At 53.3% G+C, this 24,913-nt stretch carries 21 protein-coding genes and 1 pseudogene; 16 read left to right on the forward strand and 6 right to left on the reverse strand.

Annotated elements, in window-relative coordinates:
* Window positions 1-23 precede the first annotated feature (23 nt).
* Entirely contained in the window at window positions 24-1,412 is a 1,389-nt protein-coding gene (locus QOS10_RS03595; RefSeq protein ID WP_283593778.1) for a UDP-N-acetylmuramoyl-tripeptide--D-alanyl-D-alanine ligase, read from the forward strand.
* A gap of 62 nt (window positions 1,413-1,474) precedes the next feature.
* Entirely contained in the window at window positions 1,475-2,962 is a 1,488-nt protein-coding gene (locus QOS10_RS03600; protein WP_283593779.1) for a DEAD/DEAH box helicase, read from the forward strand.
* 50 nt (window positions 2,963-3,012) lie between these two features.
* Here the strand turns inward: QOS10_RS03600 and dltD are convergent, their stop codons facing one another.
* The 5 genes from dltD to QOS10_RS03625 are packed head-to-tail and all read right to left on the reverse strand — an operon-like array spanning window position 3,013 to window position 7,472.
* On the reverse strand, window positions 3,013-4,305 hold the full coding sequence (gene dltD / locus QOS10_RS03605) for a D-alanyl-lipoteichoic acid biosynthesis protein DltD (protein WP_283593780.1): 1,293 nt from the start codon (window positions 4,303-4,305) through the stop codon (window positions 3,013-3,015).
* On the reverse strand, window positions 4,298-4,537 hold the full coding sequence (dltC, locus tag QOS10_RS03610) for a D-alanine--poly(phosphoribitol) ligase subunit DltC (RefSeq protein WP_267202168.1): 240 nt from the start codon (window positions 4,535-4,537) through the stop codon (window positions 4,298-4,300). Before dltC ends, dltD begins: the two co-directional genes overlap by 8 nt.
* A gap of 27 nt (window positions 4,538-4,564) precedes the next feature.
* Window positions 4,565-5,785, reverse strand: coding sequence for a D-alanyl-lipoteichoic acid biosynthesis protein DltB (gene dltB / locus QOS10_RS03615; protein WP_283593782.1), 1,221 nt, complete (start codon window positions 5,783-5,785; stop codon window positions 4,565-4,567).
* Window positions 5,785-7,317, reverse strand: a complete 1,533-nt coding sequence (gene dltA, locus QOS10_RS03620) for a D-alanine--poly(phosphoribitol) ligase subunit DltA (protein WP_283593783.1) — start codon at window positions 7,315-7,317, stop codon at window positions 5,785-5,787. Before dltA ends, dltB begins: the two co-directional genes overlap by 1 nt.
* A gap of 14 nt (window positions 7,318-7,331) precedes the next feature.
* Window positions 7,332-7,472 (reverse strand): teichoic acid D-Ala incorporation-associated protein DltX, encoded by a 141-nt coding sequence (locus QOS10_RS03625; RefSeq protein ID WP_104689021.1) that lies wholly within the window; start codon window positions 7,470-7,472, stop codon window positions 7,332-7,334.
* A 266-nt stretch (window positions 7,473-7,738) separates the two neighbouring features.
* Between QOS10_RS03625 and acpS the strand changes: the two genes are divergently transcribed.
* The 6 genes from acpS to QOS10_RS03655 all read left to right on the forward strand — a co-directional run bounded on the left by acpS (window position 7,739) and on the right by QOS10_RS03655 (window position 14,228).
* Window positions 7,739-8,104 (forward strand): holo-ACP synthase, encoded by a 366-nt coding sequence (gene acpS / locus QOS10_RS03630; RefSeq protein ID WP_283593785.1) that lies wholly within the window; start codon window positions 7,739-7,741, stop codon window positions 8,102-8,104.
* The gene (gene alr, locus QOS10_RS03635) at window positions 8,101-9,222 is read left to right on the forward strand and encodes an alanine racemase (RefSeq protein WP_283593786.1); all 1,122 of its coding nucleotides are present in this window, start codon (window positions 8,101-8,103) and stop codon (window positions 9,220-9,222) included. The genes acpS and alr overlap by 4 nt, the downstream gene beginning before the upstream one ends.
* Before the next feature lie 222 nt (window positions 9,223-9,444).
* Window positions 9,445-10,809 (forward strand): cytosine permease, encoded by a 1,365-nt coding sequence (locus QOS10_RS03640; protein WP_283593788.1) that lies wholly within the window; start codon window positions 9,445-9,447, stop codon window positions 10,807-10,809.
* Window positions 10,810-10,811: 2 nt separating this feature from the next.
* Window positions 10,812-12,050, forward strand: coding sequence for a cytosine deaminase (gene codA, locus QOS10_RS03645; protein WP_283593789.1), 1,239 nt, complete (start codon window positions 10,812-10,814; stop codon window positions 12,048-12,050).
* A 268-nt stretch (window positions 12,051-12,318) separates the two neighbouring features.
* Window positions 12,319-12,816, forward strand: coding sequence for a YSIRK-type signal peptide-containing protein (locus QOS10_RS03650; protein WP_283593790.1), 498 nt, complete (start codon window positions 12,319-12,321; stop codon window positions 12,814-12,816).
* Between the two features lie 53 nt (window positions 12,817-12,869).
* On the forward strand, window positions 12,870-14,228 hold the full coding sequence (locus QOS10_RS03655) for a collagen-binding domain-containing protein (protein ID WP_283593791.1): 1,359 nt from the start codon (window positions 12,870-12,872) through the stop codon (window positions 14,226-14,228).
* A 59-nt stretch (window positions 14,229-14,287) separates the two neighbouring features.
* Here the strand turns inward: QOS10_RS03655 and cbpA are convergent, their stop codons facing one another.
* The gene (gene cbpA, locus QOS10_RS03660; RefSeq protein WP_267202175.1) at window positions 14,288-14,926 is read right to left on the reverse strand and encodes a cyclic di-AMP binding protein CbpA; all 639 of its coding nucleotides are present in this window, start codon (window positions 14,924-14,926) and stop codon (window positions 14,288-14,290) included.
* Between the two features lie 231 nt (window positions 14,927-15,157).
* On the opposite strand from cbpA, the gene pth reads away from it, so the two are divergent.
* The 8 genes and pseudogenes from pth to ftsH all read left to right on the forward strand — a co-directional run bounded on the left by pth (window position 15,158) and on the right by ftsH (window position 24,857).
* Complete coding sequence (gene pth, locus QOS10_RS03665; protein ID WP_283593792.1) at window positions 15,158-15,718, forward strand: aminoacyl-tRNA hydrolase; 561 nt, start codon at window positions 15,158-15,160, stop codon at window positions 15,716-15,718.
* A 52-nt stretch (window positions 15,719-15,770) separates the two neighbouring features.
* The gene (mfd, locus tag QOS10_RS03670) at window positions 15,771-19,283 is read left to right on the forward strand and encodes a transcription-repair coupling factor (protein WP_283593818.1); all 3,513 of its coding nucleotides are present in this window, start codon (window positions 15,771-15,773) and stop codon (window positions 19,281-19,283) included.
* Window positions 19,284-19,300: 17 nt separating this feature from the next.
* Window positions 19,301-19,567 carry an RNA-binding S4 domain-containing protein gene (locus QOS10_RS03675; protein ID WP_283593793.1) on the forward strand — a complete coding sequence of 89 codons (267 nt, stop codon included), beginning with the start codon at window positions 19,301-19,303 and terminating at the stop codon, window positions 19,565-19,567.
* Between the two features lie 107 nt (window positions 19,568-19,674).
* A complete protein-coding gene (locus QOS10_RS03680) occupies window positions 19,675-20,025 on the forward strand; it encodes an FtsB family cell division protein (RefSeq protein ID WP_283593794.1) in 351 nt (116 codons plus the stop codon).
* Between the two features lie 166 nt (window positions 20,026-20,191).
* Entirely contained in the window at window positions 20,192-20,701 is a 510-nt protein-coding gene (locus QOS10_RS03685; protein ID WP_283593797.1) for a S1 domain-containing RNA-binding protein, read from the forward strand.
* Complete coding sequence (gene tilS, locus QOS10_RS03690; RefSeq protein WP_283593800.1) at window positions 20,664-22,058, forward strand: tRNA lysidine(34) synthetase TilS; 1,395 nt, start codon at window positions 20,664-20,666, stop codon at window positions 22,056-22,058. The genes QOS10_RS03685 and tilS overlap by 38 nt, the downstream gene beginning before the upstream one ends.
* Before the next feature lie 13 nt (window positions 22,059-22,071).
* Window positions 22,072-22,615: pseudogene (gene hpt / locus QOS10_RS03695) on the forward strand (hypoxanthine phosphoribosyltransferase).
* Between the two features lie 100 nt (window positions 22,616-22,715).
* Window positions 22,716-24,857: an ATP-dependent zinc metalloprotease FtsH gene (gene ftsH / locus QOS10_RS03700; protein WP_283593802.1), complete on the forward strand. Its 2,142-nt coding sequence runs from the start codon at window positions 22,716-22,718 to the stop codon at window positions 24,855-24,857.
* Window positions 24,858-24,913: the final 56 nt, after the last annotated feature.

Below are 24,913 nucleotides of genomic sequence, written 5' to 3' on the forward strand. Positions count from 1 at the left end.
TCAAAAGAAGAGGTAGCTTTTCCATGAAAATGAAGTTAGCGGAGATTGCCAAGGCAATCAACGCGCAAAATAATATTGACCAATGGCAAGACGTTGAGCTGACCAGTGTGTCCTTTGATAGCCGTCACTTGGATCGCGGGGCGCTCTTCGTCCCGCTGCAGGGGGCCCAGGACGGTCACCGCTTTGTGGCCAGTGCCTTTGCCAATGGTGCCGGGGCATCTCTGTGGGCCAGTGATCACGAGATTGTGGACCATGACCACCCGTTGCTGGTAGTTGATGACCCGCTGAAGGCCCTGCAGCAGTTAAGCCAGTACTACCTGCACAAGATCAACCCGATGGTGGTAGCGGTCACGGGTAGCAATGGCAAGACGACCACCAAGGACATGATCGCCTCAATCCTGAGCACCCAGCTGAACGTCACCAAGACCCATGCTAACTTCAACAATGAGATTGGTGTTCCGGTCACCCTGCTCAACATGGAGGCCAACACAGAGGCGGTTGTTGTGGAGATGGGGATGGACCGGTTTGGTCAATTGGACTTTTTGAGCAAGCTGGCATCACCGGATGTTGCGGTCATCACGATGATCGGTGAGGCCCACATCGAGTTCTTCGGTACCCGGGACCGGATTGCGGACGCTAAGATGGAGATCACCCATGGCCTGAAGGAAGACGGCACCCTAGTTTACAACGGGGACGAACCGCTTCTGAACGAACGGGCTGCCGAGATTGACCAACGCCTCGTGCGGTTCGGCCGGCACCTGGATGATGGCCTCTACGCAACGAGCGTGGACGAACAGCCGCGTTCGCTGACCTTTACGGTTAACGAATGGCCAGACCTGCAGTTCACCATCCCGATGGTGGGTGAGTACAACGTCAATAACGCTCTGGCGGCTATGGCGGTCGGCCGATTGTTCCACATCACCCCGGACCACATCAAGCAGGCCCTGGCTAACGTGGAGCTGACTGAGAACCGGGCCGAATGGGTTACTGGGGAGAACGGCGAGCAGATCTTAAGCGACGTCTACAACTCTAACCCGACGGCTGCCAAGCAAGTCCTCAAGACGGTGGTCGAGATGCCCGTTGAAGGTCGGCGGATTGCGGTCCTGGGCGACATGCTGGAGCTGGGGGAGGCCTCAGCACGGCTGCACGCCAGTCTGGCTGCCCAAATTGATCCTGATAAGATCCAGGAGGTCTACCTGGTCGGTGAGCAGATGGCAGCCTTGAAGACTCGGCTGACTGAAGATGGTTACCCAGCAGCGGCCATTCACTATTACCAGGCTGACCAGTTGGACCAGCTGTCTGAAGACCTGCAGGCAACCCTGACGGCAAGTGATATTGTCCTGCTGAAGGCGAGTCATGGAATTCACCTTGAAAAAGTACTGGACGCAATTGAAAAAAAGCAAAATGATTAATGGTGCGCGGGGCTGTAACATTGGTTGCAGCCCCTTGCCCGTATCTTTTAGGAGGAACATTTTTGAAATTTAGCGAATTAGGCTTGTCAGAAAGTCTATTGAAGGCAATTAAGCGGAGCGGCTACGAAGAGGCCACCCCGATCCAAGAACAGACGATCCCAATGGTACTGGACGGTCAGGACGTGATCGGCCAAGCCCAGACGGGAACCGGGAAGACGGCCGCATTTGGCCTGCCAATCATTGAACACGTCAACACCAAGGACCCGGACATCCAGGCCCTGGTGATCTCACCAACCCGGGAATTAGCCATCCAAACCCAGGAAGAGCTGTACCGGCTCGGTAAGGACAAGCATGTCCGGGTTCAAGTAGTCTACGGCGGGGCGGACATCCGTCGGCAGATCAAGAGTCTGAAGCAGCACCCGCAGATCCTCGTGGGGACGCCGGGACGGCTCCGTGACCACCTGAACCGCCACACAGTTAAGCTGGAAAATATCCAGACCCTGGTACTGGATGAAGCCGACGAGATGCTCAACATGGGCTTCCTCGATGATATTGAGGCGATCATCAAGCAGACGCCAAAGGACCGGCAGACACTGCTCTTCTCAGCCACGATGCCGCCAGAGATCAAGAAGATCGGGGTCCAGTTCATGACCGACCCGAAGATGGTACGGATCAAGGCCAAGGAACTGACGACGGACCTGGTTGATCAGTACTATGTCCGGGCCCGGGACTACGAGAAGTTTGACATCATGACCCGGCTGATCGATGTCCAAGATCCTGAATTGACGATCGTCTTTGGCCGGACCAAGCGGCGGGTCGATGAATTGTCCAAGGGCTTGGTTGCCCGGGGCTACAACGCGGCCGGGATCCACGGTGACCTGAGTCAGGACCAGCGGACCAAGATTATGCGGAAGTTCAAGAATGGCCAGCTGGATATCCTGGTAGCGACGGATGTGGCGGCCCGGGGTCTGGACATCTCCGGGGTCACCCATGTCTACAACTACGATATCCCATCTGATCCGGACAGCTACGTTCACCGGATCGGTCGGACGGGCCGGGCCGGACACCACGGTATGTCACTGACCTTTGTAACACCAAACGAGATGGACTACCTTCATGAGATCGAGAAGCTGACCCGGGTCCGGATGCTGCCGCTGAAGCCGCCAACGGCCGAGGAGGCCTTCCGTGGTCAGGTGGCGACGGCCTTCAACGACATTGACGAACTGATCGCCCAGGACACCACTGACCGTTACAAGGAAGCGGCGGCTAAGCTTCTGGAGACCCACAATGCTACCGACCTGGTTGCGGCCCTGCTCAACGACATGACCAAGGAGGCCGCCAATGATGTGCCAGTCAAGATCACCCCAGAACGGCCGCTGCCACGGCGTAACCGTCATAACCATTCCCGGGGCAACAACAGCCACTACCGGCGGCGTCACGACGGTCACGGCCGTCGCAACGGCTACCGTTCTCACCGGCGCAATGACCACCATGGAAATAGCCATTCCAGCCGTCATTCCTTTAATATCCGGCATCGGAAGGAAGACTAAGAGTAAACAAAAAATGCGAGCCAGCGGATTTTCCGCTGGTTCGCATTTTTTTAACGTAATTCTTGGTTCTTGAATTCCTGCAGGTTGTGCGCAGTTGGGTTCAAGTTAGCCCAACGCTTGGTCAGGAACTCGTCGTTCATCCGATAGTTTGGTTGGGGCTGCTTGGTCGAGATAAATTGATTGGTTGCCCGATCAAACTTAACCCAGCCGGCCCAGCCGATGTGGATGGTATCTTCCATGAAGGCCGGTTTGCTGCCGTCGTGGGAGAGGTCTAGAACGTGGGTGAAACCCTGTTCACGCAGTTGGAACTTGATCTTTTCTACGGAACGGTAGTACATGTTCATGTCCAACCCGGTGTACTTTTCCCACTTGGCGTTAACCGGTGGGATAACGAAGAGCACGTTTGAATTGGTGTTCTTGAACTCGTTCAAGACGACTTGCAGGTCGCCATATTCCGGTGAGGCCGTGTAGTTGAACTTCCGTTGAGAACCGGCTAACTTGTTTAGGTCCGGCTTAACCCGCTTATTGTAGAAGGCGTTGCGGATGCTGAACTCGTTGTTGCTGGAGTCGCGCTTACCAACCCGTTCAGCCTGATTGTACAGCTGGTTGTAGTTGTACTTCTTTGGCAGCCGGTTGATGTTCGGCAGGATGTGCTTCTCGTAGTTCTGATTGATCTGCAGCTCGGAGAAGATCGAATCCTCATGGGCCAGGATGTTAACCCGGCTGTTGATGACGAAGCGGTCCCAGGAATTGAGCGGGTGTCCGGCAGCAATCTTCCGGGCCCCGGCCCCGACCGTTCCATCGTCACCGATCAAAGCGATCAGCCGCTTGGCAACGTAGCGGTCGTATGGGGACCGCGGGTTAGCGTGCTGCAGCCAGGTCAGGTTAGCGTATGAACCGTTGTAGTACTTGAAGGCCGGTGCCTGAACCCCCTGCTTGGTAAACCATTGCGGGGAGATGATGTAGACTGCCTTCTGGTCCGTCATCTGGTTCTCCATCGAGTTGATGTTGAAGAACTGAGGCAGCGACTGGGTACCACGAGAGCCGAAGAGGAACGGCGTGTAGTTGTGGTAGCGGGCCGCCATGACGGACGGGTGGTAGCGGTCCATCCGCCGCAGCTCACTGGAACCAAAGAAGGGAACGAAGTGGGCCTGCTTGTCATTCAAAGCCTGCTTCTTCAGTGACTGGTTCTTGAAGATGACGGGGCTCAGGGAAACGGCGGCCTGCTTTTCCGTCTGCAGCGAGTGGTTCTTCTTAATCGGTAAGGAGAACAGCACTAGCACCAGAACAAAAGCAAGAATTACCGGGCCGAAGATCGACCACAGCCGCTTGCTGTTATGCATTTTGTAACTCCTTTACCCGTTGTTCAATTTTTTCAATCGTGTTCCATTGGCTCCGGTCAAATTCGGAAACGGGAACTTGGATGTCAAAGGCGTCCTGCAGACCTAACAACAGGCTAACTGTTGCCATGGAGTCCAGCAGGCCAGAAGCAAAGAGATCTTGACTAGCATCGCTGAAGTCAGATGCGTCACGGCCAGTTGCGTCAGCTAAAATGTTAATAATTTGTTCTTGCATGATAAAATCCTCCTAAATCTTACTCAGCTATTTGCTCAACAGGTAGGTGTTTAAGAAACCGCTGAAAATTAAAAATGTGACCATTACAAAGTTGAAGGTGATAAAGATGGCAACGCCGGTCGTCAGCTTGTTGTGCGGCAGGTTCGGCAGGTGCTTGCGCTTGTACCGCAGCCACCAGTCATTGGTGACGAGGGCGAGACCATGAATAATCCCATATAGAATATAATACCAGGTAATTCCGTGCCAGAAGCCCATCAGGGTCATGTTTAACATGTAGGCCACTGATGACAGGGTGTTCCGGTTCTTAAACCACCGCTTTTTGGTGGCCAGGAAGACGAACCGCATGAAGATATAGTCCCGGAACCAGAAGGACAGACTGATGTGCCACCGGTTCCAGAATTCCTTGATGTTCTTAGACTTGAACGGTTGCTTGAAGTTCATCGGTGACTTAACACCCATGAAGTAACTGATTGCGACGGCAAAGAGAGAGTAACCGGCGAAGTCGAAGAAGAGGTACAGACCGTAAGTGTACATGACCCCAACCATGCTCCACGAGATCATGTGGGGCTGGAGGAGGGCCATCCGCTCAAACTGCGGCAGGAAACGCTGGCCAAAGAAGTAGCCGATGACGAACTTGTACAAGAATCCCAGGAACAGGTAGAAAATCCCTTTGTTGACCAGGGCCAGGTAGGCTTCCCGGCTCGGGACCTTCTGGTAGTCCTTGGAGAAGCGCCGGTAACGATCAATTGGCCCGGACGTCAGGGTTGGCATGAAGAGCATGAAGCGGATAAACTTCCACGCTGAGATATCCTTGACCATCCCGTCCCGGGTTTCGATGATGGTTCCGGCCGCCCGGAACGTTAGGTAACTGATCCCTAGGAAACCGAGCAGGGAGTTGTGACCGACCATCGCCGGGGTCAGCTTGACGATTACCAGCGGGGCAATCGAGAGGGCCACCATCAGGTAGAAGACGCCGGACGCGTTGTTCTTTTGCCGGTAGTGGTGGTAGTACATCACCAGGCAGGTTTGCCAGATGACGTAGACGATCAGTGAGATCCCCTGCTGCCAGCTGTCACCGTCAAACATTAAGAAGATGAAGATGAAACTGATCAGGGCCTCATACCAGCTGAATCTTTTACCGAAATACAGGCCGATGCCAAGGGGTAAGATGGCGAGTATCAGGTAGAAGAAGTACATTGGGGTTCCGTAGGCGCTGAAGTTAGGTAGACTAGCAATCCAATTAATCATTACTTGTTAGCCTCACTAATCAGCTGCTTGACGGCAATCTTACCATTTGCCGACATAGGGAAGTTTTCCCGGTAGACGAACTGGGTTGGCATCATGTATGGCATGATCAGCCCGTCGAGACTCTCCCGGATAGCCTTCGTCAATGCTGCTGGATCATCCGGCTGTTCCTTTGGGATAACGTCGGCGATCAGGTGAGTAACCTTGCCGTCCTTGTTGTACTTTGGCACGGCAACCGCCTGCTTGATCAGCGGACTCTTCTCCAGGCTGGCCCGCACTTCATCGAGTTCCACCCGGAAACCGTGCAGCTTGATCTGGAAGTCCATTCGGCCCTTGTGGTGGAGCAAGCCATCAGCGTCGAGAATTCCAGCATCCCCGGTCCGGTAGGCCTTTTGACCGTCGAGTTCGAAGAAGGCCTTGGCCGTCTTCTCCGGATTGTTCATGTAACCCTGGGCGACACTGTCACCACTGATGATGATCTCGCCCTGCTTGCCGGGTTCCGTAATCTCCTGGTCACAGTTCCAGATGGAAAGCTTGATCCCGGGCTTGGCGTATCCAACCGGCAGCCGGTCATTGTTGGCGACAATCTCTGGGGTGATCTCGACACCCGAGATGGCCACCGTAGCTTCCGTTGGGCCATAAGTATTGAAGATCTTAGCGTGCGGGAACCGTTGTTGCAGGTTCTTCGCGGTCTTGACGGTCAGTTCCTCACCACAGAACAGGAAGAACTTCAAGCCCGGCATCTGCTTTTCACTGAAGGCCGGGCTGAGCATCAGCATGTCCGCAAACGATGGGGTGCCGACGAAGACGTTGAGGTCCAAATGCGGCAGGACGGTGAAGAGCTTACCGAAGTTTTCCACCACGTCATGCGGAATAGCCTTGATCGTGCTGCCACTCAGCAGGGCTGGCCACCAGTACATGTTTGATAAGTCAAACGAGTATGGAGGCTGTCCTAAGTAGTTGACGTTAGCCGGCAGCTTGAAGTCATCACCGAGCATCCAGTCGATGAAGGTCCGCAGGTTGTCGTGGCTAACCTCAACCCCCTTAGGCGAACCGGTTGTCCCGGACGTGAACAGGATGTAGGCCAGTTCGTCGCCGCTGACCATCTGATCGGCAGCTGGCGTGAAGTTCTGCTTGTCTTTCAAGGTTGTCATCAACTGATCCTTGGTGATGACGGTGGCGTCAGTCGTTACCTTATCACTAGGGAAATCGTCGATGGCAATGATCATCCCTGGCTGAGCCGTGTCCAGAATTGATTGGATCCGGGGCAGGGCGGAGTCAGTTGAAACTGGAATGTAAGGGTGGCCAGTCTTCAGAGCGGCCAAGAAGCTGACGATCATCTCGACTTGGTGATCACCAAAGACCAGGATCGGCGTCTGCTTGGCAAGATCTTGCTTAGCCAGCCATGCGGCCAGAGTATTGGCACTGTCGGCCAGCTCACCGTATGTGGTGGTTGTCCCCATCTCATCATAGGCGATGCATGCAGCGTTTTGTTGTGCGCACTCATCGAACGATGTCACAATATTTTTGGTCATAATTTCCTCCATTATTAGAATTCATTATAGATAAATGGTTCTTGACCAGCACCATAATATCCGTATAGATAGACTAAAAGGAGAATCACGACAAAGTAAAACACCGTCTTCAGCGTGAAGCTTAGGGCGGGGTGTTCTTGCGTAAATTTTGTCACGTTCTAGTCCTCTCCTCTCGAAACGTGCCAGTAGCACTGGCGATAGCTTAGCATCATATCCTGACAGGAACCGCAATTTCTGAAATCTTTACTAAAACTTCAAGATTTGATCGGATATAATTCTAACCTTTACATTATAACCATTTTAGCGCTCAATAAAATAGTAATTAGTAATTGATTTATACTAATGCCTCCAAAATGAGCAATTGCAAGTTATGCCGATTTTAGCTATGATAATGACTTGGATATTATAAGGAGGAAACGAAATGATTGTGGGACTTGGCATTGACTTAACACCGCTGGAACGGGTTGATCGGCTGGCCCAACGGCACCCCCAGTTTGTGGACCGGATCCTGGCGCCGGGCGAACAAGAACAGTACCGGCAGTTCCGCGGGCAACGGGCTGTGGAATACCTGGCGGGCCGCTGGTCTTTGAAAGAGTCCTTCGGCAAGGCAATGGGGACTGGGATCGGCAAGACAGTCGGCTTCCAGGATGTGGAAATTGTCGATAACCAATCGGGGGCGCCAGTGGTAACCCGTTCGCCATTTGCCGGTCGGATCCACGCCTCAGTCAGTCATACTGCGACTCTGGTGATGACGGAAATAATTTTAGAAAGTGAGCATGAAAAATGATTAGTGGTCGTTTACGAAAAACAACGTATGAGATTGACTTGGGTGCCCTGCGGCACAATATTCAGGCCCAACGGTCAGCCCTGCCGGCTGGGAGTCGAATCCTCGCAGTGGTCAAGGCCAACGCCTATGGGCACGGCCTGGTGCCGGTTGCCCAGGCGGCGCTGGCAGCCGGGGCAGCCGGCACCTGTGTCGCCATCTTGGATGAGGCCTTGGAACTGCGGGACAACGGCATCGATGCCCTGAGCCTGGTCCTGGGGATCACGCCGGTTGAGTACGCCAACGTGGCAGCCATGGCTGGGGTATCGCTGACGGTGGGGTCCCTGGATTGGCTTGAGGAGTACCATCGCCTGGCCCAGGCCAACCACTGGACGAAGCCTTTGAAGGTGCACCTCGGCATTGATACGGGGATGGGCCGGATCGGTTTCACCGACATCGACCAGTTCAAGCAGGCCGTAGAACTCCTGCAGAGTCCGGAGTTTGAATTTGAGGGGATGTTCACCCACTTTGCGACGGCCGACAGTACCGACCAGACCTACTTTGAAAAGCAGGTGACCCGTTGGCAACAGTTCGTTGATAGTCTGGATGAACTTCCACCATACGTGCACATGGCCAATTCAGCAACGGGAATGTGGCACCGGGAGCACATCACGGCTAACACGGTCCGGATGGGCATTTCAATGTACGGTCATAACCCGTCTGGCTGCGACATCAAGGAGAACCTGGGCCTCCAGCCAGTGGGGACCTTCAAGACGGCAATCAGTTTTGTCAAGAAGCTCAAGGCTGGCGAATCAGTCAGCTACGGGGCCACCTATACCGCCAAGGAAGACGAATGGCTGGCCACCCTGCCCGTTGGTTACGCCGATGGTTATTCGCGTTCCCTGACTGGCTTCAAGGTAATGGTGGATGGCCAGTTCTGCCCAATCGCCGGCCGGGTCTGCATGGACCAGATGATGGTCCGGCTGCCAAAGTACTACCCGGTCGATACCCCAGTTGTCTTGATGGGGAAGTCCGGCCAGCTGGAGTTAACCCCGACCGACCTGGCCAAGCAGGTGGGTACCATCAACTACGAGATCCTGACCGGGATCAGCAACCGGGTTCACCGGGTCTACAAGAACTAGGTAACGGCGAATTGGCCACCCTGTGCAAATAGGGATTGACAGCCCGGCCGCAAGTTTGTAGAATAGAGAAAATTAACATGAGTCCTTTAATGTAGCCCCGTGAGACTGCAAAAGACGTTCGAACTAAATAGAACCGCGCACCATGCGTGTACTTTTGAGAAGCCTTAGGGGACGAATAGGACCCTGAGGCTTTTTTGCTTTCAAATCAAGGAGGAGAATAATTTGAAAGAACAACAGCACGCACATATTTTCAGCGTTCCGATGAAGAGCCGGAAGACAACGCGGTGGGACATGTTCGCCACCTGGGTCGGGGCCAATGCCAACAACGGGACCTGGTTTGTCGGCGGTGTCCTGGCTGCCTGTGGCTTTGCCTTGGCCATGAAGGTGCTGGTATTATCATCAGCCCTCTCTTACGTTTTCCTGAGTCTGATCGGTTACATCGGTTACAAGACCGGGGTTTCGACGATGAGCATCAGCCGGGCATCATTTGGTGAGCGGGGAAGCTACCTGCCATCATTGGTTAACATCACCCAGTTCATTGGCTGGACCGCGGCCAATACCTTCATTGCCGCTCAGTCCGTCAGCATTCTCTTCCACGACCTGCTCGGCTGGCCAGTCTGGGGCAAGCATGGCGGCTACCTGGGCCTGGTCGTCGGGATCCTGATCATGAGTATCCTGCACATCATCAGTGTTTCCAGCGGTTCCCGTTCTGTCCAGATGATTGAACGGCTGGGGATCATCCTGGTGCTGATCTTCGTGATCTGGGAATCAATTGCGGTCTTCCGAACGGTTTCATTGAGCCAGATTGTTCACTGGCAGGTGCCGGCCCATTCTAAGATGGCTACTGGAGCCGCTATTGACTATGTCGCTGCCTTCAACCTGGCCTGGGTAACTGCCGGGGCCGACTTCACCCGTTTTACTTCTAAGCGTGACAACGCCATCTACACGCCATTCTTCGGAGCCCTGTTTGGAGTGGTTTGGTTTGCCTTCATCGGTCTGATCTCCACAATCAGTATTGCCATCTCCAGTGGGGTCTATGACGCCAATAACTCCGACCCATCGACGATTGCCAGCAAGCTGGGCCTGGGGGTTGTCGCCCTCTTAGTCATCATCTTAACGTCAATGACGGCCAACGCGGTCAACCTGATGGCGGCCGGTTCCGCCCTGTCCAACATCTTTACTAAGCTGCGGCTGAAGTACTCCCTCTGGATCGTGGTGCTGCTCGCCACCATTGTGACCTTCATTCCAATGTTTGTCGGCAGCTTCCTGACCACCTTCGAGTCCTTCCTCGATTACGTGGGGATGGTCTTGGGGCCAACGATTGCCATCATCTGCACTGACTTCTACATCCGTGCTCACCGGCAGTATGATATTAAAGAATTGGGTAAGGTAAACGGAAAATACTGGTACCATGGTGGTATTAATTGGATGGCAATGATAACATTTGTTTTAGGAGTTGCCTTCTTTGTTGGCGTCCACCAGCTGCCACTGTTTGCCAATACGATCGGGGCCACCTTCGTTGATATGGTCTTGAGTGGCTTGCTGTACTATGTATTGATGCTGTTTGCAGATCGAAAGGAAGCATAGCTATGCTGATTAAGAATGTTCATATTGATAACCACGAAGAAACGTCCGATGTCCGGATCGTCAATGGCAAATTTAAGGAAATCGCCCCGGAATTGACGGCGGTAGCCAACGAGCAGGTAATTGACGGGAAAGGGAATGTCCTCCTGCCGCCATTTGTCGATTCCCATGTTCACCTGGATGCCACGCTGACGGCAGGCCAGCCGGAATGGAACGAGAGCGGGACCCTTTTTGACGGGATCCGGATTTGGAGCGAACGGAAGCAGGACCTGACCAAGGAAGACGTCAAGAAGCGGGCCAGAAAGACGATTGAGAATATGGTGGGTCACGGGATCCAGCACGTCCGGAGCCACGTTGACGTCACTGATCCCCACCTGATCGCTGCTCAGGCCTTGCTGGAATTGCGGGAAGAATTAAAAGACCAGATTGACCTCCAGCTGGTTGCCTTCCCCCAAGAAGGAATTCTGAGCTATCCCCACGGGCGGGAACTGATGGAGCAGGCGGTCAAAGAAGGCTTGGACGTTGTCGGCGGCATTCCACACTTCGAATTCACCACCGAGTACGGTTGGCAGTCAGTTCACTTCCTGATGGCTTTGGCCGACAAGTACGACCGGCTGGTAGATGTCCATTGTGACGAGATCGACGACCCGGCTTCCCGGAACCTGGAAGTGCTGGCTACCGAGGCCTATGAGCGGGGGATGAAGGACCGGGTCACTGCCAGTCACACGACAGCGATGGGTTCCTACAATAATGCCTACACCTACAAGCTGTTCCGCCTGTTGAAGATGAGCGACATCAACTTTGTCTCCAACCCGCTGGTTAACGTGCACCTCGGCGGTCGTTTTGACACTTACCCAAAGCGGCGCGGGGTAACCCGGATCAAGGAACTGACCAAAGCTGGCATCAACGTTTCCTTCGGTGAAGACGATGTGCAGGATCCATGGAATCCGCTGGGCAACGGCAATATGCTTGATGTTGTGACGATGGGGGTTTACATTGCTCACCTGATGGGCTACCACCAGCTGCAGGATGCCTTCAATTACGTTACCTATAACGGGGCCAAGACGATGCACATCAGCGATCAATACGGGATTGAAGTTGGCAAGCCGGCCAACTGTATCCTCTTGAATGCCAAGGACTTTTACAATGCCCTGAACAAGCACGTTGAAGTTCTCTACAACATTCGTCATGGCAAGATTTTAGCCGAGACCAAGCCCGCCGAAACGAAGATTAACTTGAAATAATTTGAATACAAAAGCCGCTAGCTGATTGAGCTGGCGGCTTTTTGCGTTCCTAGTATTTAAGAAAATCTGTAGTTGTTTAACCTTTGATTTAATATTCTTGAAATGTATCACAACGCGACAAAACTTCGATAATGTATTAATTAGTAAAAGAAGTATTTTATTTAAAAGCAACTGAAAATAGGTGTTCCCCCCTATGACTAATGCTGATAGATAAAAGTAACACGAAATGCTACTTTTATATTTGATTGATCACAGGAGGATAGATGAAATGCTATCAAAGAAGAACGTAAAATTAATGATTCAGAAACAACAGCCACGCAAGCAGCGCTTTGGTATTCGTAAGCTCAGTATCGGGGTAGTATCCGTATTACTCGGCCTGCTTTTCATCGGTGGTGGATACAGTGCCGCTGCTGACGACCAGACAGGAGCTGATGCGTTGCCAGCAACGAACGTGGTGAGTAACGTACCTGTCAGTGAACAGGCAGTAGCAAGCGCTGAACTGGCGAGTACAGCGGAAGTAAGCAATGCGAGCAGTGGCGACTCCGTAACGATGGCAAGTGCGGTGGATAGCACTGTCGTAAACACGCCGTTACCTGCAGAAATCCCGGCAACCAGTCCGGCGGTGCCAAGTTCACAGCCGACTGCCCCGGTAGCAAGTGCGGTTCTGGAAAGTGCCCCAGTGGCCAGTGACCAGCCAGTGGATTCTGCAGTGCCTGATACTATCCCTGAGTCCCAGGCCCCGGCAGTCAGTGACAGGCTGGCGTAAGCGGGAGCACCATTCCGGAAGCACCGAGCCAAGCAGTAGAAAATGATGCAGCGGTGACGCTGCCGACGGTCGACCAGCCTGCTAGTCGTGAAGTTTCGGCAGATGGTGTTCAGATTGTGGATAAGATCCATACCGATCAGATCCTGAAGGACAAATACGGCATTGATGTGAACCACCTTGATGCCAAGAGTGTCCTGATGCTGGCGTCCCTCTTCCACATCTTCGCTAACGAAGCTAACTTAGGAGCAGACGTAAACGGCAACCTTGCCGTTGGAATTCTTAACAGTAACGTTGACTTCGGAACCCGTGGGGACTCCATCCACTTGAGCAAGGGGGATATCTACTACATTCAACAGCTCAACACTGGCTTGCAGAGCGGCTCTTTCAGAAACGAGCTCTTTAACCACGTCGTATTCGGCAAGGACGTTAACGTTGAGATTATCTACGGCCGGGTCTATGTTAATGGCCATCACATGGTCAACTTGAAGCCGGAAGAGGTTTTTAAAGACGGTACTGGTACGAATTATGTCGACTTCCCGGCCGTTTTCCAATGCCTGTTTAAAGCCGCTGATTTCTACGCCAGCCAGGAGGAATCAGCTGGGGTAATCAAAGATTTCAGCGACATGAACAATCGCTTTATCGATGCTTCCCAGGCGACACCGAAAGACAATGTCATCTACGTGAACATTCCGTTCGAATACCTTAATGCTTCCCAGCTGGTTAAGATCTACGGCCTATCTAGCAAGGTTGACGGTCCGACCGTGGTGATTAATGTGATCGGGATGCCAGCCGGTAGCGAACTTATGATTCATACGCAGGTTAAGCTCTATTACGATGATGAGAAGAACAACCACGTCAACCCGAGCGAAAGTCATGAGCACCCGAACCATGTTTTATGGAATTTCGGTGACAGTGCAGCCCACATTCTGATTCAGGGCGGGCACTTCATGGGAAGCATCCTGGCACCAAACGCAACGGTGACTGCTAACGTGAACGTTGACGGGAACATTGTTGCCAATATTGTTAACATCAAGGGTGGAAAAAGCCACAAGTGGGACATCCACCCGGTAGAGCCGCCAATCTTTATTGAAATTCTGCCGCAACCAACGGATCCGGAGCAGCCAACAGATCCGGAACAGCCAATGGAACCGACAGACCCAGAACAGCCAGATACACTGATAACCGAAGCTGAACCAGCTTCGCCATCGACTGGGGTTCCCGCTTCTGCAATCGGTACTGTATCGACATTGTCACAAGCGGTGCCTGCAGGCAATGAGGCTAAAGGTGAGGATGAAGCAGTTGCTCTTCCACAGACGGGAACGGACAGTCACGGCATCCTGATGGGAATTGCATTGGCAATCGCCGCTCAGCTGATGATCTGGGGCTTGGTTCAACCCAAGAAGAAAAAGTAAATAGCTAAACAAAAAGCATGTTACCGCTCACCTGAGCAGCAACATGCTTTTCCTTACTTCTAATATCCCTGATGGAGGTCTTCCACTTCAGGAACCTCAAAGCCCTTCTTAATCAGTCGTTTGACGACCTTTTCCATCTTCTCGTGGGTAACGTCAGCGGGAAGAGTAAACAGGATCTGCTTGACTGACGAGTGCTGGGGATCAAAGGAGAGGACGTTGACGATTTGACAGTAGCGGGTGATCTCCTTGGTGGCCGTCATCAGTGCTCCTCGTTCATCAGGGGCCACAACGGTCAGGACGTAGCTGCCGTTGTTGACGTTCCAGCCTTCTGCCAGGACCCGGAGCAGGCTGTTGTGGGTTAGAATACCGTAGAACTGGTTGTTTTCATCCAGAACTGCAATGTATGGCAGGTCGCGGATGGCAAAGAAGACCGAGAAGAAAGCCGAGTTAATGGAAACAAACTTGGTGGCGTTCTTGAGGAGGGCGGTTACTGGCAGATTCATGTCCCCATTACGCGACTTATGCCGGTAGAGGTGCATCTTGTAGATGTTGCCGCGGAAAATCTTGCCAGATTCATCTAATACGGGAACGCACCGGTAGCCGGTGTTTTCCAAAACCGTCAACGCTTCGGCAAGGGTGGCCGTCTCCGGAAGGGTTGTCAGAGTGTCCTTTTTCTTGATGAGTGAACTAAAAATCATGGTATTATTCCTCTGTTTCGTTTCTAAGTGCACTAAACATCATAACACAATTTTGGTGTTGCCATTAGAAAATAATGAGAATGGATTAAGAATTGCCGGGAGTGAGTGGCGATCATTTTGGTTTCAAAATCTGCGAGCGTATAATATATACATAGAATACGCTGCTGGACGGGGGTGCTTCCTCGTGCGGCCTTTTTGCATTTTTCGACAGTGAAGGGATGGAGAAGAATTATGAAGATGATTGTCGGTTTAGGAAACATCGGGACCCGTTATGATGAGACTCGGCATAACACCGGCTTTATGGTTGTGGATCAGCTGGCCCGGGATTACCACCTGGGAGCATTCAGCCACCTCAAGCAGGAGGCCGTTGCGGTCAGCGGGGTAATCAACGGTGAGAAGGTCATGCTGGTCAAGCCAACCACCTTCATGAATGATTCCGGTCGGGCAGTTGGCCCCCTGGTCGACTATTATGGACTTGACCTGGCCGACCTGGTGATCGTCAACGATGACCTCGATATGCCGGTTGGCCAGATTCGCTTGAAGACCCACGGAGCCTCAGGCGGTCACAATGGATTGAAGAGCATTATCAACGCACTGGGTACCAAGCAGTTCAACCGGGTTAAGCTCGGCATTGACCACCCCCAGCACGGCACGGTGGTCAGCCATGTCCTGGGCAAGTTCACCAAGGAGGAACGGCCAAAGTTTGACGCGGCGGTCGAGCAGGCAGAACACGCCCTGGAGGACTGGCTCAAGGGGGAAGACTTTGCCCAATTAATGAATGATTACAATTAACTGCCAGATTATTTTAGGAAAGGAGTGACAGAATGTGAAACTTGAGAACTTTATGGAAAAGACGCCGGCCTATAAAAAGATCGTCGCCCAGTTGCATCCGGCTACTCGCCAGCTGATTACTGGGATCTCGGGTTCGGCACGGGCACTCCTTTTGGCAGCGTTGCAGGAGAAACAACCGCGGCCGTTGCTGGTGGTCACGGATAACATGGCCCACATGCAGGAACTCGCTGATGACCTGGGCGGCCTGCTTGGCGAAGACCGGGTTTACCAGTTTCCAGTTGAGGAGGTACTGGCAGCGGAAGTGGCGACCAGTTCGCCGAACTACCGTCTGCAACGGGTGCAGTCGTTGGCGGCGCTCGGCAAGCAGAACGATGCCATTGTGGTGACCTCAGCAGCTGGATTGCGCCGCAACGTGGTCTCACCGCAGTTCTTCGCCCAGGCGACCCTGAAGGTGACGGCTGGGGGTGAATTGGATCCTGAGCAGGTCCGCAATCAGCTGAGTGCGATGGGTTACCAACTCCAGAAGATGGTGCTGCGGCCCGGTGACTTCGCGGTCCGAGGTTCGATCATCGACATTTATGCCTTGAACACGACGGATCCCGTTCGGATTGACCTCTTTGACACGGAGGTGGATTCACTGCGGTACTTTGATGCCAGCACCCAGCGGAGCATCAAGAACGTCGACAGCGTGGAGATCCTGCCTGCCACCGACTTTATCCTGCCCCCGGCTGAGTTTGACCGGATCGAACAGGCAATCGCGGATCAGTACCACCAGTTGCTGGCAAACCTGACGGACTTGGATGACGATATTCGTCAGCAGGTGGATAATCGCTTCAAGCCAATGCTGGCCGCCCTCAAGCAACACCGTCTGACCAATGACTTGCAGGAATTCAGCAACCTGGTCTACCCGCAGGCACACTCCCTGCTCGATTACCTGCCGGCTGACGGGGTGGTCTACCTGGACGACCTTGGCCGGATCAAGCAGGCAGCCAAGCAGATGGTGGCCGAGGATCAATCCTGGCTGGCGGATAAGGTGAAGTACCACCAGCTGACGGCCGTTCCCGAGTTGAGCAATGACCTTGAACCGCTGATCAAGGATGACCAGCATGGTCAGCTTTACGGGGCCCTTTTCAAGAAGGGGATGGGGAACCTGCGCTTTACCCAGCTAGTCGAACTGACGACCCGGCCGATGCAGCATTTCTTTGGGCAGATGCCCCTCTTAAAGACGGAACTCCAGCGGTGGCTTGATCAGGGACAGACCGTGGTGCTGATGGCCAACAGCAAGGTACGGCGGGATCAGATTGCCCGGACCCTGCACGACTTCGGGATTGAAGCATCCGAGACCGGAACCGATGCCCTCAGCATGAACACGGTCCAGCTGGTCGCAGCTAATTTGAATAACGGTTTTGAGATGCCCGCGGGCGGCCTGGTGGTCATCACTGAGGGCGAGATGTTCAAGCAGGTAACCAAGCGGCGCCACCGTCCCCAGAAGCTGGCCAACGCGGAACGCCTTAAGAGCTATACCGACCTCAAGCCGGGAGACTACGTGGTCCACGTCAACCACGGGATCGGGATCTTCAGCGGGATTCGGACGATGGAGGTTGACGGGGTCCACCAGGACTACATGGTCATCAACTACCGCAACAACGCTCAGATCTTTGTGCCGGTGACTCAGCTGAACCTGGTCCAGAAGTACGTCTCATCCGAGTCAAAGACACCGCGGATCAACCGGCTCGGCGGCAACGAGTGGGCCAAGACCAAGCGGCGGGTCGCCTCCAAGGTTGAGGATATCGCCGACGAGCTGGTCGACCTTTATTCCAAGCGGGAGACGGCCAAGGGCTATGCCTTCCCGGCGGATGACTATCTGCAGAAACAATTTGATGACAACTTCCCATACACGGAGACCCGCGACCAATTGCGGAGCATCAATGAGATTAAGCAGGACATGGAAAAGGCCAAGCCGATGGACCGGCTGCTGGTCGGGGATGTCGGCTACGGTAAGACGGAAGTTGCCATGCGGGCCATCTTCAAGGCCGTGGCGGGTGGCAAGCAGGTTGCTTTCTTAGTTCCGACCACTGTCCTGGCCCAGCAGCACTTTGATACCATGACCAAGCGGTTCGCAGGCTTTCCAATTAAGATTGCCCTGATGTCACGTTTCAAGACTAACAAGGAACTCAAGGAGACCGACGCCAAGCTGGCCGCCGGGAAGGTTGACGTGGTCGTCGGTACGCACCGGATTCTCTCCAAGGATGTGCACTTCAAGGATCTGGGGCTGGTAATTGTCGACGAGGAGCAGCGCTTTGGGGTTAAGCATAAGGAACGCCTCAAGGAGTTGAAGAACAACGTCGATGTTTTGACCCTGACGGCAACCCCGATCCCGCGGACTCTCCACATGTCGATGCTGGGAGTTAGGGACCTCTCCGTCTTGGAGACCCCGCCAGCCGGGCGTTTCCCGATCCAGACCTACGTCATGGAGCAAAATGACGGGGCCATTCGTGACGGGATCATGCGCGAGATGCAACGTGGCGGCCAAGTCTACTACCTCCATAACCGGGTCAGCGACATTGAGGAGACCGTGGCCAAGCTCAAGGAACTTGTTCCGGAGGCTGAAATTGGCTACATCAATGGCCAGATGAGTGAAAACGAGCTGGAGACGGTCCTGTACGAATTCATTCAGGGCAACTACGATGTCCTGGTAACGACTTCGATCATTGAGACCGGGGTGGATATCCCCAACGTCAACACGCTCTTTGTGGAGAACGCGGACCGGATGGGTCTGGCCCAGCTCTACCAAATTCGGGGCCGGATCGGCCGGAGCAACCGGGTCGCCTACGCCTACTTCATGTACCAGCCCAATAAGGTGCTTACCGAACTGGGTGAGAAACGGCTGGCGGCCATTCGGGACTTCACAGAATTGGGCTCTGGCTTCAAGATCGCGATGCGCGACCTGGCAATCCGGGGTGCCGGGAACCTGCTCGGCAAGCAGCAGCACGGCTTCATTGACTCAGTCGGTTACGATCTCTACTCAGCCATGCTCAGCGACGCGGTGGCCAAGAAGCAGGGGAAGAAGATCAAACCGACTGCCGATGCCGAGGTTGAACTGGGAGTCGAGGCCTACCTGCCGGACAGTTACATCGATGACCAGCAGCAGAAGATCGAATTTTACAAGAGCATTCGTCAGGCCGGTGATGACGCCGAGTTGCTGGACATTCAGGGTGACCTGATTGACCGCTTCGGCGACTACCCAACCGCGGTCGGCAACCTGTTGCTGATTAGCAAGCTAAAGCGCCGGGCGGACCTGGCATTAATTTCCCAGATCAAACGGCAGCGGGATAACATCATGATCACCTTCAGTCCGAAGGGAAGCCGACTGGTCAAGGCGGCGGAGATTATTAAGCAGCTGGCCAAAACCCACTTCAAGGCTACTCTGGGCGAAAACGACCAGCGGCTGACGGTGCGGCTGGTTATTCAACCGAAGATGACGACTAACGACTGGCTCAACCAGCTGTTGAAGTTTGTGGGCGGCCTGGCCGACGTCGTCCAAAACAACAATCAAGCAGCATAAAAAACGGAGGATAAAAAATGCGATTAGATAAGTTTTTGAAAGTTTCACGGATCATCAAGCGGCGCTCAGTTGCCAAGGAGATCGCTGACCAGGGGCGGATCCTGGTCAATGACCGGACGGCCAAGTCATCTAGCAAGGTGGCGGCTGGCGATACCCTGACGATTAAGTTTGGCAATAAGACTGAGGTGGTTAAGATCAATCAGATCGTTGAGACTACCAAGAAGAGCGAAGCAGAGGATATGTACGAAATTGTCGATGAGAAGTACGCCGAGAATTTTGACTAAAACTATAAAAAAGTTGATATTTTGTTCGATAGGTTATGGACAATAGGGCATTTTCGCTGATATACTAGTTTAGAAAATAAAGTTTGGAATGTAAGGAGGAGAATCAATTGAAAAATCGCAAAGTCGTTCAGCTTGAGACTCCTCATACCCAGCAGGTGAGCGTGGATCGCCGGGTCCGGCGCCGTGTTCATATCCGGCGTTTTGAGCGGATTGTAGCGGTCTTTTTACTCATCTTTCTTTTTCTGGGTTTTCAGATTGTGCGAAGCCGCTATGCACTGGCAAAGGTCAATACCAATATCCACCAGACGGAAGTTCAGCTGGCGGATCAAAAGGTCAGGGGACGAGAGCTGAATCAGCAGGTCAAACAGCTGCACGATCCCGAATATATTCAGCAGGTAATTCGTTCCAAGTACAACTATTCTAAGCAAGGCGAAACGGTTTATAATCTTGATAATTAATAAAGGTCGCGCGGACCGGTCGAAAGATCAGCTTCGCGCGATTTTTTGCTTGATTTAGCCCTAATAATGGTTCAAACTATACTTGTTTATCGAAATTTGTATGGTATACTCATTACAATATAATTACAAAAATGATTAGATGATTCGAGGAGGATCTTAGAGTTTCATGGCAATTGAAGTGGGAGCAAAGGTTTCAGGTAAGGTTTCAGGAATTACAAACTTTGGTGCGTTCGTTGACCTGGACGACAACCAAACGGGACTGGTACACATCAGCCAGATTTCTGATAAGTACATTAAGGACATTCATGATGTTTTGTCAGTAGGGGACACGGTGACGGTTAAGGTTACCCGGATTGGTGACGATGGCAAGATCGCCCTTTCAATGAAAGCGGCAGCTCCACATGAACACCATGAAGGCCATGAACACGGTCGCTTCGATCATCGTCAGCACGGTGAAGGCCGTCATTTCGACCACGAACGCAACAATGACTTCCGTGGTCACCGGGACAACCACCGAGGCGGCAGCTTTAACGGCAATCGGCGCCACAGCAGTCACCAACACGAAGATTTTGACGACATGCTGGCCGGCTACTTAAAGGAAAGCGAATCCCGTCTGTCCACCCTTAAGCGGCAGACGGATGGTAAGCGTGGCGGCCGTGGCGGTCGGCGGAGCTAACATGACGACAATATTAAAACAATTTGAGCGGCACCTCGAACAGGGCCGCTTTTTTGCTAAGGACGACCTAGTGATTGTTGCCGTCTCGACGGGGGTCGATTCGATGGCCTTGCTGGACCTTTTGCAACGTCTCCCGGCTGGCCGGCGTCCCCGTCTGCTGGTCGCCCACGTGAATCACGAGCTGCGTGACCAGAGTACGGTCGAAGAAGCCTACCTGACCGACTACTGCAGACAGGCCGGACTGTCATTGCGGGTGGCCCACTGGCCCAAGGAGGATCATCCTGAACACGGGGTTGAGGAGGCGGCCCGCCATTTTCGTTACGCCTTCTTCAAGCGCTTGCTGACTGAATACCACGCTGCGGCGGTGGTGACGGCCCACCATGCCAATGACCTCGCCGAAACCATGCTGATGAAGATGACGCGCGGTGGCCAGCTGGACCAGCTTGTTGGGATTCGTGATCAGCGCCCGCTGGGAAGGGGGAAGCTCGTTCGGCCTCTGTTGCCGTTCACTAAGGCAGAATTGTATCGGTATGCTCGGGCCCGGGGACTGAAGTGGTTTGAGGACCAGACCAACCAAGAGCTGACGGTGGCCCGCAATCGTTACCGTCACCAGATCATTCCGGCCCTGGAACGGGAAAATCACCAGCTAATCACCCACCTGCTTGATTATCGGGCACAGCTGACGGAACTGCTGGCCTGGCGAAATCAGGAGCTTGCCCGCCTGCTTGATACTGTTCAAGCGGGGCAGCATCTGGAACTGGTTGCCTTTACCCAGCTACCGGATTTTCAACAGGCAGAGCTGCTGCGCTACTGGCTGGAACAATCTGGGGTGACAGATCTCAAGGCAGACCTGATTGACCAGGTCCGGCGGGTTCTGAATAATCCCCAAAAGCCGCAGGGACTGATTGAGCTTCCTGGGAGTTCTGTATTAGTTAAGGACTATGCAGAGTGCCGGCTGGAAAATATCGATAAATTATCGTCCCAACGGCAAAAAGCACCGGTGTATATGGTAAAATTGGGCCAACAGTACCCAATTGATAAGCAGCAAAAATTGCTAGTAACAACCATGCAAGATGCAAGGGGAATGGAAATGTGGCTATCGCCGGATCAGCTGCCCTTGACCCTGCGTCCCTGGCAACCTGGTGATCGCCTCCGTCTTAAGGGCGGCGGGCACCAATCAGTACACCGGGTTCTGATTGACCAAAAGGTGAACGCGGGTGATCGCGGCTCCCAGCTGGTCCTGGTTGATGCTCGTGGAACGGTGGTCTGGCTAATCGGCCGGAAGTGGAGCTGGTTTGACCGCCCTGCCGATTACCGCCAGCGCTGGCAACGGCTGTTTATTGGGATCATAAAATGAAGAGGAGAAACTTATGAATAACGATATCGAAAAAGTCCTATTTTAGTAAGGAAGATATTCAAGCGGCCACTGATCGTTTGGCTAAGCAGCTGTCGGATGAATATCGGGACAAGCGACCACTGATCATCTCGGTCTTGACCGGGGCAGTTCTGTTTACCGTTGACATGATCGAGAAGATGGATATCATGGCCCAGCTCGACTTCATCGACATCTCAACCTACTATGGCGGTGCCCAGTCCACGGGTAAGCTGACCTTGATCCACGACCTGACGACCGACGTCAAGGGCCGCAATGTCCTGATCATGGAAGACATCGTCGATAGCGGGCACACGCTCAAATTCCTGGTCGACCTCTTGAAGGAGCGGGGAGCCAAGAGCATCAAGACTGCTACCATGATGGATAAGCCGGAGGGCCGGCAGTACGATGTGACCGTCGACTACTACGGTGTCCGGGTACCTAACGAGTTCCTGGTTGGCTACGGCTTGGACTACAAGGGCTACTACCGGAACCTCCCTTATATTGGCATTCTGAAGCCGTCCGTTTACCAGGAGGACTAGGGCCTAAATTGGTCATTTAATTTAATGGTCAATATTTGTCAAGTATGCTATTATAGTGGATACAATTATTAAAATTGATGCTGGTAGTTAGGAGGTTGTTATGAACAACAATCGTAGAAACAATAATTTCACTCATAACGTTCTCTTCTACGCCGTGATGTTCTTATGTATCATGGGAATTGTCTACTTCTTCTTTGGCGGCAATCAAACCAACAGCCAGAGCAAGACTGTTTCCCAGAGTGAGTTCATCTCTGAACTGAAGACCAACAAGGTTAAGAGTGTCCAGCTACAACCAAACGGTGGAGTGTACAAGGTTAACGGGACTTATCGCAAGCCTCAGAGCAACAATGATGATTCCACTAACGGCTTTGCACTAGCACCACAACGTAACAACAAGGTTTCACACTTCCAAGGTTCCGTCCTGCAGAGTGACGTAACAGTCAGCCAGCTGCAACGCTACGCCAACAAGCACAATGTTTCATTGAGCACGCGGGCCGAAGAATCCAACAGTATTTGGATGAACCTGTTGCTGACGGTTCTGCCGCTGGTCATCATGATCTTCTTCTTCTACATGATGATGGGCCAAGCTGGCCAAGGTGGCGGCGGCCGTGGAGTAATGAGCTTTGGCAAGACCAAGGCTAAGCCAGCGGACCCGAAGAAGAATAAGGTTCGCTTCTCCGATGTTGCCGGTGAAGAGGAAGAAAAGCAGGAATTGGTTGAAGTTGTTGAATTCCTGAAGAATCCGAAGAAATTCACCCGTCTTGGTGCCAAGATTCCATCTGGGGTCTTGCTGGAGGGGCCTCCGGGTACTGGTAAGACCTTGCTGGCCAAGGCCGTTGCCGGTGAATCGGGAGTACCATTCTTCTCCATCTCTGGTTCTGACTTCGTTGAAATGTTCGTCGGTGTTGGTGCCAGCCGTGTCCGGGACCTGTTTGACCAGGCCAAGAAGGCGGCCCCAGCGATCATCTTCATCGATGAAATTGACGCCATCGGCCGACGCCGTGGAAACGGCATGGGCGGCGGTAACGACGAACGTGAGCAGACCCTGAACCAATTGCTGGTTGAAATGGACGGATTCCAGGGGGACGAAGGAGTCATCGTGATGGCGGCGACGAACCGTTCCGATGTCCTTGATCCGGCCCTCCTGCGGCCAGGTCGTTTTGACCGGAAGATCTTGGTTGGTCGGCCCGACGTTAAGGGTCGTGAAGCCATCCTGCGGGTTCACGCCAAGAATAAGCCGATCGCACCAGATGTTGATCTGAAGGAAATTGCCAAGCAGACCCCTGGCTTTGTCGGGGCGGACCTGGCAAACTTGCTGAACGAGGCGGCCCTGCTGGCAGCCCGGCGCGGCAAGAATGAGATCGATGCTTCTGACTTGGATGAAGCCGAAGACCGGGTTATCGCGGGTCCAGCTAAGCACGACCGGGTCGAATCTGCCCAAGAGCGGAAGACCGTGGCCTACCACGAAGCCGGGCACACGATTGTTGGGCTGGTCTTAAACGATGCCCGGGTTGTCCACAAGGTAACGATTGTGCCGCGTGGTCGGGCCGGCGGTTACGCCATCATGCTGCCGCGTGAAGACGAGATGCTGATGTCTAAGAAGAACGCCAAGGAACAGATTGCCGGTTTGATGGGTGGTCGTGCGGCTGAAGAGCTGATCTTCAAGTCCCAGTCCTCTGGTGCTTCTAATGACTTTGAGCAGGCAACCCAGATTGCGCGGGCCATGGTTACCCAGTACGGGATGAGCGAGAAGATCGGTCCAGTTGAACTGCAGAGTTCCGGCCAGGTCTTCACCGGCCAGGGTTACGATCAGTCGCCTTACTCTGAGAAGACGGCGGCCCTTGTGGATGAAGAAATTCGGCGGATCTTGAATGAAGGCCACGAACAAGCCCTTCATATCATTGAGACGCACCGTGAACAGCACAAGGCGATTGCTGAGGCCTTGCTGAAGTACGAGACCCTGAACGAGAAGGAAATTCTCAGCCTCTACAAGACGGGGAAGATCCCAGAAAAGGATCACGCTGCTGAAGATGAGAAGGCCTATGCCCAAACCTTTGAAGAATCCAAGCGGGCACTTGAACGCATGGAAGATGAGAAGTGGGACAGCCGGAACGAACCTGCTGACGAGGATCAGGCTAAGAATGAGCTGCCAGCATCAACTGACGACTATTCGACTGACCAAAGTGATCAAAATAACCAAAACGATCATGATGACTCAGCAGATTCCGATCATCGTGAATAGTAAAATGCTAAAATAGGAGCAGACATCAGAACGTGTCGCTCCTATTTTTAATTTGA

Source organism: Limosilactobacillus galli, assembly GCF_947381495.1.
GTDB lineage: Bacteria > Bacillota > Bacilli > Lactobacillales > Lactobacillaceae > Limosilactobacillus > Limosilactobacillus galli.